At 71.1% G+C, this 8,653-nt stretch carries 9 protein-coding genes; 1 reads left to right on the top strand and 8 read right to left on the bottom strand.

Annotated elements, in window-relative coordinates; translation table 11 throughout:
- The 4 genes from mftF to I0Q12_RS29485 form a co-directional block, all read right to left on the bottom strand.
- A partial coding sequence (mftF, locus tag I0Q12_RS29500) for a mycofactocin biosynthesis glycosyltransferase MftF (protein ID WP_197257310.1) occupies window positions 1-930 on the bottom strand: 930 nt, incomplete at its 3' end.
- A complete protein-coding gene (gene mftE / locus I0Q12_RS29495) occupies window positions 927-1,613 on the bottom strand; it encodes a mycofactocin biosynthesis peptidyl-dipeptidase MftE (protein ID WP_197257302.1) in 687 nt (228 codons plus the stop codon). The genes mftF and mftE, both read right to left, overlap by 4 nt.
- 10 nt (window positions 1,614-1,623) lie before the next feature.
- Entirely contained in the window at window positions 1,624-2,043 is a 420-nt protein-coding gene (locus I0Q12_RS29490) for an SRPBCC domain-containing protein (protein WP_197257300.1), read from the bottom strand.
- Window positions 2,040-2,606, bottom strand: coding sequence for an ABATE domain-containing protein (locus tag I0Q12_RS29485; protein WP_197257297.1), 567 nt, complete (start codon window positions 2,604-2,606; stop codon window positions 2,040-2,042). The genes I0Q12_RS29490 and I0Q12_RS29485 overlap by 4 nt, the downstream gene beginning before the upstream one ends.
- 59 nt (window positions 2,607-2,665) lie before the next feature.
- Between I0Q12_RS29485 and I0Q12_RS29480 the strand changes: the two genes are divergently transcribed.
- Window positions 2,666-3,643 (top strand): GNAT family N-acetyltransferase, encoded by a 978-nt coding sequence (locus tag I0Q12_RS29480; RefSeq protein WP_197257295.1) that lies wholly within the window; start codon window positions 2,666-2,668, stop codon window positions 3,641-3,643.
- Between the two features lie 30 nt (window positions 3,644-3,673).
- On the opposite strand, the gene I0Q12_RS29475 is transcribed toward I0Q12_RS29480, so the two are convergent.
- The 4 genes from I0Q12_RS29475 to I0Q12_RS34295 all read right to left on the bottom strand — a co-directional run.
- Window positions 3,674-5,629, bottom strand: a complete 1,956-nt coding sequence (locus I0Q12_RS29475) for a mycofactocin system FadH/OYE family oxidoreductase 2 (protein ID WP_307846624.1) — start codon at window positions 5,627-5,629, stop codon at window positions 3,674-3,676.
- A 3-nt stretch (window positions 5,630-5,632) separates the two neighbouring features.
- Entirely contained in the window at window positions 5,633-6,445 is an 813-nt protein-coding gene (locus I0Q12_RS29470; protein ID WP_197257293.1) for a mycofactocin-coupled SDR family oxidoreductase, read from the bottom strand.
- 34 nt (window positions 6,446-6,479) lie between these two features.
- Complete coding sequence (locus I0Q12_RS29465) at window positions 6,480-8,441, bottom strand: mycofactocin system FadH/OYE family oxidoreductase 1 (RefSeq protein ID WP_197257291.1); 1,962 nt, start codon at window positions 8,439-8,441, stop codon at window positions 6,480-6,482.
- On the bottom strand, window positions 8,398-8,653 hold a 256-nt coding region (locus I0Q12_RS34295; RefSeq protein ID WP_231611690.1), incomplete at its 5' end, for an alpha-hydroxy-acid oxidizing protein. The genes I0Q12_RS29465 and I0Q12_RS34295, both read right to left, overlap by 44 nt.

The following is an 8,653-nucleotide window of genomic DNA, read 5'->3' as shown; positions in this document are numbered from 1 at the left end:
CGCCGCCAGCGGAGCAGCACCGGTTCCGTAGAAAGCCTTGCGGGTGAACCACTTCCGGAATCCGATCCGGTGGTCGTGCGCGACCCGCGCGACCGGCTCGTAACGGAGCCGCCAGCCGGACTGCTGCAGCCGCCAGCACAGGTCGACGTCCTCCGCGACGTGCATGGTCTCGTCGAACCCGCCGAGTTCGTCCAGCACGTCGCGGCGCACCACCATCGCGGCGCTCGGTACGTAGGCGACGGGACTGCCCGCGACCACCGCGGCTTCACGGCGTCCGAGATCCAGCGACGACCGGGCGTGTTCGTACCGTGCGAGCGGGGCACTGTCCGGGTCGAGCGCGACGATGCGCGGAGCGACGAGCGCGACCGCGGGATCGGTGAAGTGCCCGAGAATCGCCTCGAGCCAGCCGATGCGGGGCACCACGTCGGAATCCAGGAATGCCACGAACGGTGTTGTGGCCGCCCGCATTCCGGTGTTCCGGGCAGCCGCGGGTCCCCGCGACGTCTCGTGGCGCAGGACCGTCACCCGTCCGGCCTCGGGTGCGACGAAGGGCGTTTCGGATCCGTCGTCGACGACGATCACCCGGACCGATTCGAGCGCCTGCAGCAGCCGCCGCAGACCGGCAGGGTTGTCCTTCGCCGGGACCACGACGGTCACGTCCGAGGTCGACGGCAGGGCTGTGGGCCGGGGGTTGCCGACCCCCGAGTCGAGGAGCCGGCGGGCCACGACCGCGGTCCTCGAATCGACCACCCTCAGGTAGCCGTCGTCGAGCATCGCCGCCGCGGCCGGGGCGAGTTTGAGCATACGGGTCGGTGACCCACCGATGAGCACCCGTCCGGCGGAGAACGCCCGCACCCGAGGGTCGATCCGGACGCCGAAACCGTCGGGCAGCCGCGACGTGGGAGTGCGCTTCGTTGCGCCCTGTGTCACCGGAGTCTCCCCTCTGCACCGGGCTGCCAGCGGGCAACCTGTGCAGTCGCACGTTCGACCAGGTCTGCGAACATCCGGGCTCCCCGCTCCGCGGTGGCGGCCGTGGGATCGCCCAGCACCCCGTTCGCCGACACGGCGACGATACCGCCCTCCCGCAATCGGGGCAGCAGAGTCGCGATGGATTCCGTCGAACCCACCTCGGCGCGGTCCATTGCCACGACCTCGGGTGCCAGGTGCAGCAGCAGGCTGGTCTCCGTGTCCCCGGCATGCGCATCCCCACCGGGTACCGCGCACGGCAGCCACGCGGCGTCCCGGCCCTCGTAGCGCAGCAGGGCAACCGCTTTCGCGAGGGCGTGCGCGTTGCCACCGTGGCCGTTGACGAACACGACGCGCGCGGCCCACCGGCACACCGACCGGCCGTATTCGACGAGCAGTGATTCCATGACCTCGGCGCCGATCGAGACGGTGCCCGCGAACGCCTCGTGTTCACCACTGGCCCCGTAGGCCACCGCCGGCGCGGTCATCACGTCCGGCAGTGCTCCCGCGACCGCGGTCGCGATGCGCGTGTCCGTGTCCAGCGGCAGGTGCGGTCCGTGCTGCTCGAAGGCGCCGACCGGAACGGCGACGGTCGCATGGCCCGGCGCGATGTCGGGCCAGCGGGCGGTGTCGAGGTTCCGGTTCACCGCCCCGATGTTATGCGGTGCCCGTCACCTGTTCGAGCGCGCGTTCGACCCGGGCCAGCGCCGCCTGCCAATGAGTGCGTTGCCGCTGCCGTTCGTCGGGGCCGGCGAGGCGTTCCTGGTGGAATCTCAGGACGGTGCCCGTCGGGCCGGCCTGCACCGCCACCTGCACCGTGGTGTCGTGATGCCACGTCGGAGGGCGCCAGGTCAGGCGCACGCGATCGGACTCGTGACGGCTGCGCAGTTCCCCACCGGTTCCGTCGTCCGCCTGCCACTGCTCTCCCTTCTCGTGCGGGATCACGGCGCCTGCGCCGAGCCAGAGGCCCGGTTCTTCGACGATCAGCGACCACACCGCGTCGATCGGGTGCGGGAGTGTCTTGGAGACGCCGATCTGCCAGCCGGCGTCCCTGGTCTTGCCGACGGTGTCGGTCATGCCTGTTCCTTCCGTCGATGTGCGCGGACCTTGTCCCGGTTGCCGCACCGGGCCATCGAGCACCACCGGCGGTTGCCGGCGCGCGAGGTGTCGACGAAGACGAGCGGGCAGTCGTCGGCGGCGCAGCGTTTGATCCTGGACGCGCGCGGTCCGCCGAGCAGGTCGACGGCGTCGCGGGCCAGGGTCGACAGGGCCTGGTCGCCGGTGATCGGGACGACCGTGCCGGGCGCCGCGAGTTGCGGCGCGATGTCCGGCCGGGCCGCGGCGGCATCGATGACCGCGGTGTCCGAAGGGCTGGGTCCACTGCCGTCGATGCATCGGTTCAGGCTGTGCCACAGCGCTTCCCGAAGGCCCTTGGCCTGCGCGACGTCGTGCGGGCCGAGCCGGACGTGTGCGGCCGGGACCCGCATGCGGGCGGCGATCCAGTTCGTCAGGTCGTCGGGTGTGTGGAGTGTTTCCCACCGGGCCCGCTCCGCCGCGCCGCCGGTGTAGACGAAGTCCACACACAGCGATCCGGAATCGACCTCGAAGTCGATCCCCTCCGGGGAACGCAGCATCACCATGTAACCATCTTACGGGGTTACAAGAATCGTCGGCAAGCGCAGCGCGTAGGCTGCCCTCCGTGCTGATCGAACCGCGCACCCTCGACGACCCGGCTGTCCTCGAACTCCTCGGTGAACTGCAACTCGAATACGTCCACCGCTACGGCGGCCCCGACGACAACGAACTCCTTCCGGCCGAGTTCGTCGCACCCCACGGCACCTTCCTGCTCGCCCGCGACGAGGGACAGGCCGTCGGTATGGGCGGCTGGCGCACCCTCGACGGGTCCTGTCCCGGTATCCGCCCCGACGACGCCGAGATCAAACGCATGTACGTGCGGGACACGGCCCGGCGACGCGGGATCGCCCGGCGTCTTCTCGGCGCCCTGGAACGCACCGCCACCGACGCCGGGCGACGCCGGATCGTCCTGGAGACCGGTACCGCGCAACCCGAGGCGATCGCCCTGTACGAGGCGAGCGGCTACACCCCGATGGCCGAACGGTACGGCCGGTACGCGCACACCGAGTTCGCGCGCTACTACAGCAAGGCGCTGCCGCCGCTTCGGCTGGCCACCTCGTCGGATCTGCCGCTCCTCCAGGACATCGAGCGAGCGGCGGGCGCACCGTTCGCGGAGATCGGCATGACGGTGGTCGCCGACGACGAGCCGCCCACCATCGAAGAGCTGCAACACTATTGCGACGGCGACCGCGCCTGGGTGCATCTCGACTCCGGGAACCGGCCGGACGCCTACCTGATCGTCGACGTCGTCGACGGGCACGCCCACATCGAGCAGGTCTCGGTGCATCCCGACCACGCGCACCGCGGGATCGGGAGGATGCTCATCGAGCACGTCACGCAGTGGGCCCGCGACCGCGGCCACCGCGCCTTGACGCTCACCACGTACGTGGACGTGCCCTGGAACGGCCCGTACTACGAGCGCCTCGGGTTCCGGTTCGTCGACGACGCGCACCTCGGCCCCGAACTGCGGGAGATCCGCGCCGCGGAGGCGCGCCACGGCCTGGACCGGTGGCCGAGGACCGCGATGCGCCGGGAGCTGTGAGAACGGCCTGGTATCACTACGGCCGTTCCGTCACAGCGCGGCGACCGCGCGCATCCCCTCGATGATCGCCGAGTCGAGTCGCCGCGGCGTCACCGCGTCGCCGACACGCACCACGCGGAAACTCTCGCCCTGCAGGTCGCGCCACAGCTCGTCGACCGGCTCCTGGTGCGTCGCCACGACCACGTAATCGACTGTGCGGACGGAGCTTTCGGCGGTGAAATGGTTCAGCAGTGTCACCTCGACGCAGTCGGTGTCCGTCAGGGCGGCGACCACCACGTCGGTGACCTGCTCGATGCCCTTGTCGTGAGCGCGCCGGACCCAGCCGTTCATCTCGAGGGTGAGCCCGAGGTCCTGGCCGACGATCATTCCGCTGGTGCACACGGTGACCGCGCAACCGCGGTCGGCGAGCAGCTCCGCGACCGAGGTCGCCTGATGGAATCCCAGGTCGTCGACGACGAGCACCCGCCCTGCCGGTTCGGTGCGACCGCCGAGCACGTCGCGCACGTCCACCACCCGTGACGACTCCCCCGCCCAGTCCGGCCGCCGCGGCCGGGCCCCGGTGGCGATCACGACAGTGTCCGGCCGGTATGCCCGGACGGTCGCGGCGTCGACGTCGACGCCGGTGCGGATCTCGACACCGAGCCGACGGCACTCGGCTTCCAGACTCGCGACGGCACCGAGCAGCTCACCGCGGTGCGGCGCGGACGCGGCGACACGAATCTGACCTCCCACCAGAGATTCCCGTTCGAGAAGTGTCACGGCGTGTCCGCGCTCGGCGGCGGTCACCGCGGCCTGCAGGCCCGCCGGTCCCCCGCCGACGACGAGCACCTTCCCCGGCACGGCCGGATCGGGCCGCGTCGCGTCCTCGTATCCGGCATACGGGTTGACCGCGCATCCGATCGGACGGCCCAGCCCGACCCGTCCGATGCAGTCCTGATTGCAGCCGATGCACGGGCGGATCTCGTCGCCGCGTCCGTCGAGGACCTTGCCCGCGAAACCGGGATCGGCGATGTGGGCGCGCACCGCCCCGACTAGATCGCAGACCCCGTCGGCCAGGGCGGCGCGGACCTGGTCCGGGGTCGTGAAGCGGCCCACCCCGACCACGGGCAGGTCGACGGCGGTGCGGATGGCGTCGGGCACGAACAGCGAATAGCCGTGCGGCGTCGACATGGGCGCCTCGACGAGATACAGGGTCTCGGTCGCGACCCCGACCGAGGTGCTCAGGTAGTCCACGTGCCCGGTCGCTTCGAGCATGCGCGCGACGCGCACGGCATCGTCGATGTCGATGCCACCGGGGGTGCCGTCGTGCCCGCTCAACCGGACCCCGAGGACGTATCCGGGACCGAGCGCTGCGCGCACCGCGGCGACGACCTCGAGCAGCAGCCGGGCGCGTCGGTCGAGGTCGCCGCCGTAGTCGTCGGTGCGCGGGTTGGCGCCGGGGGCGAGGAACGCGCGCAGGATCGACGCCTGCGAGCACTGGATCTCGACACCGTCGAACCCGCCGTCGGCACAGCGCCGGGCCGCGTCCGCGTAGCCCGCGACGAGTTCGCGGATCTCGTCCGCGCCGATCGCGACGGGCACCTCACGGAACAGCGGGTCCGGATCCGGCGCGGGCGCCCACAGCGGCCGGCCGGTGTACATTCCGGTGCCCTGGGCGCCGTTGTGGTTGAGCTGGGCGAGAATTCGCGCGCCCTGGGCGTGCACCGCTTCGGTGAGACGACGGTACCCGGGCAGCACCGCCGGATCCCAGCCGCGGATCAGCTTCTCGTACGGCCGATCCGACGGGTGCACCGTGTGCTCTTCGGTGACGATCATCGCCGCGCCGCCGCGGGCGCGCGCGACGTAGTAGGCGATGTGCCGGTCGGTGACCTCGCCGTCGACGGCGAAGTTCGTCAGGTGCGCGGGAAAGACGATGCGGTTGCGCAGCGTGACCGGGCCGAGCCGCAACAGATCGTGCGGGTCGGCGCCGGTCACGTCACGCGGCACCGGTCAGACCTTCGAGTTGCCCTGGTCGAGCGCCATCTGGCTGCCGGTGATGGTCTTTGCGCGGTCGCTCGCGAGGAACAGCACGGCGTCGGACGTGTCGTCGGGGTCGGCGATCGGCTTCTCGGTGAGGATCGGCGCGAAGTTGGGGAGCCAGTGCGGGTACTTCTCGAACATCTTCAGCGCACCCGGGTCGGTGCCCATCGGCGTGTTCACGCCGTACGGGTGGATCGAGTTGACGCGGATGCGGTACTCGCCCAGCTCCTTCGCGGCTGTCTGGGTCATGCCGACGAGACCGAACTTGGCTGCGGCGTAGTTGATCTGGCCGGGCATGGCCTTCAGGCCCGCGACCGAGCTGACGAGGATGATCGAGCCGCCGTTGCCCGCCTCGATCATCGCGGGAGTGGCGGCCTTGATGGTCTTGAAGACACCGGTCAGGTTGATGTCGATCAGTTCCTCGAACTGCTCGTCGGGCATCTCCCAGAAACGGTTCCACGAGCAGATGCCCGCGTTGGCGACGACGACGTCGAGGCGGCCGAACTGGGCGACCCCTTCGTCGACGACAGCCTTGAGGGCCGCACTGTCGCGCACGTCGGCGATGCGGGCGACGATCTTGCCGCCGGCTTCCTCGACGAGCCGCACGGTCTCGTCGAAGTCCTCGCGGGTCGCCTGCTCGTAGGAGACGTACTCGGAGACCGGTCCGGCGACGTCGACGCCGATGATCGAGGCCCCTTCCCGTGCGAAACGCAGCGCGTGGTTGCGGCCCTGCCCGCGCGCGATGCCGGTGATGAAGACGACCTTGCCGTCGAACTCGCCCATGTGGCGTTCCCCTTCGATCCGCGATTGAAACCTATTACAGTTCTGCGGCGAGACGATACCCCTCCCGGATCGCCTCCCGCACCGTCCGTGGTGCGACGCAGTCACCGATTCCATTGCGCCTGATTCCGGCGAGTTTGTCATCAGGCAATCCCGCTGAGCAGTCCACGAACAATGCATCCGGAACGGTGCTCCGTTCCCCGGTGATCGGGTGTTCGAGGTGGACACCGGTCGGGTCGACCGCGCGCACCGTGACGCTGCGGTGCCGGGTGATGCCGGCCCGTCGCAGCCGGGCGTTCGCGCCGACCAGGTCGCCGATGGGTGCGAGCCGTGATCCTGCGATGGGATCGCAGGTCGCGTAGTGCACTGGGTGGCCGAGCGCGGCCAGTCGCTCGGCGACCGCGACCGCGATCGGCCCGCCGGCCGGATCCCACACGAGCATCGTCCGCGGCTCGGCCGGTGGACGATCCAGGACCCGGCGCGCGGTCGTGTAGCAGGCGGCGTCGGCAGCGACCGGGAACCCGGGCTGCCGGTCCCGGCTGCCGGTCGCGAGCACGATCGCGGTACCGGCGGCGTGCGCGTCGTCGAGGTCGGGGGCGGTGACCTCGGTACCGCACCGCAAATCGACACCGCTGTCGCGGCACCGGTCCTCGAGCCAGTCCGCGAGGGTCGCGAGGCGGTCGCGTCCGACGCCGGCGGCCGCGGTCCGCAGCAGGCCGCCGCACCGGTCGGCACGCTCGCGGACCTGCACCCGATGACCCCGGGCGGCGAGGGTGCGAGCGGCCTCGAGACCGGCGGGGCCACCCCCGACGACGAGAACGTCCCGGGCCTGCAAGGCCGGCGAAACGGACTGCTCATCCTCGTGCCCGGCCTCGGGATTGCCGATGCACCCGACCACCGGATTGTGGAAGTCGCGTACGAGGCACGCCTGGTTGCACAGCACGCACGGTCGCGGGTCGCGTCCGGCACGCACGGTCACGACGAGATCCGGGTCGGCGATCTGCGCGCGGGTCATCTCGACGGCATCGCAGACGCCGTCCTCAAGCATGCGCCGAGCGTGCTCCGGGTCGACGATGCTGCCCTGCAACACGATCGGAACGGTTCCGGCGACCGCGTCGCGGATGTGGCGGCACAGTTCCGCGTTGAATCCGGGTGGAGTGTGCGCGTCGGGCCGGTACGAGCCGGGAGTGAACAGGCCGCCCCGCACCACGGTGAGCAGGTCCAGGTGCGGCGCGAATTCGGCCGCGTGCGCGGCGGCGAGGTCGGGAGTGATCCCGGCCCACGGCGCGTTCTCGTCGCAGCACAGCCGCAACGCAAGGATCCGTCCGGGACCGAGCTCGCTTCGGACCGTGGTGATTACGCGGTTCAGCAGCAGGGTCCGGTCGGTGCCGTAGCGGTCGGTACGCATATTGGTCAGCCCCGAGAGGAACTGCCGCAACAGTGAGGCCGGACCGGCGTCGAGTTCGATGCCGTCGACGCCGGCGGCGACCGCGGTCGCGGCAGCCCCGCGGAAACCGTCGACCACCGAATCGATGTCGGCCGCGGTCATCTCGGCGGGCAGCTCCCGGGTCGCCGGATCCGGAACCCGCGACGGCGCGTGCAGCGGCGCCCGGGTCCAGGCACTCGATCCCTGCAGCCCGGCGTGGCCGAGCCCGGCGAGCACGAGCGTGCCGTGCGGGCGGCACGCGGCGACCGTCTCCGCCCAGCCGGCAGCACAGTCGGCGGCCAGCGGTGCCCGCTCGTAGGGGTGGTCGGCAGCGTGCACCGAGGCGACCTCGGTGACGACGATGCCGGCACCGCCGCGGGCACGCCGTGCGTAGTAGTCGACGTGCCGCCGTGAGAGTGCTCTACCCGCAGCGAGATTGGTCTCGTGCGGCCCGAAGATCACCCTCGCCGGCGCGGTCCGTCCGGCGAGGGTGATGGGATCGGTGAGCACTGAGCTTCGTGGACCCCGGTCAGATACCGAGGTCGCGGCGGAAGCCCTCGGGCACGACCACATCGTCCGGGGTGAGCTCGTGGATCGAGGTCTTGCCCAGGCCCATCAGCGCCGAACCGATTCCGCCGCTGAGGATGTCGAGGACGTTCTCGACGCCGGCCTGACCGTTCGCGGCCAGACCCCACAGGTAGGCGCGGCCGATGAGCACCGCCTTCGCGCCGAGCGCGAGGGCCTTGACGACGTCGCTGCCGCGGCGGATACCGCCGTCGAGCAGC

This window comes from Rhodococcus sp. CX (assembly GCF_015865005.1).
Classification (GTDB): domain Bacteria; phylum Actinomycetota; class Actinomycetes; order Mycobacteriales; family Mycobacteriaceae; genus Rhodococcus.
Note: the sequence above shows the minus strand (reverse complement) of the source record. Positions and strands in the feature narration are given on the sequence as shown.